This window comes from Methylobacterium sp. D54C (genome assembly GCF_053345595.1).
Genome location: NZ_JBKFAK010000154.1, coordinates 1 through 329, shown reverse-complemented (window position 1 = coordinate 329; position 329 = coordinate 1). Strand labels below are relative to the sequence as shown.

Genomic DNA, 329 nt, shown 5'->3' with positions numbered 1-329 from the left:
GACGCGGTGCTCCCGGAGGCCGAGGAGGCCGACATCCACGTCAACGACGCGGACCTGAAGATCGACACGATGCGGGCCCAGGGCGCGGGCGGCCAGCACGACAACAAGACGGAATCGGCGATCCGGATCACGCACCTGCCGACCGGCATCGTGGTCTTTGTCCAGGAGGAGCGGTCGCAGCACAAGAACCGGGCCCGTGCCATGGCGCACCTGCGGGCGCGGCTCTACGACGCCGAGCGCAGCGCCAAGGATTCGGCCCGGGCGGCCGACCGCAAGGCGCAGGTCGGCCCCGGCGACCGCAGCGAGCGGATCCGGACCTACAACTTCCC

1 protein-coding gene is annotated in these 329 nt (G+C 71.1%); it reads left to right on the top strand.

The window, feature by feature from the left end; all coding sequences use genetic code 11:
- The coding region (locus ACLBYB_RS32950) for a peptide chain release factor-like protein (protein WP_447701397.1) at nucleotides 1-329 on the top strand (329 nt) is incomplete at both ends.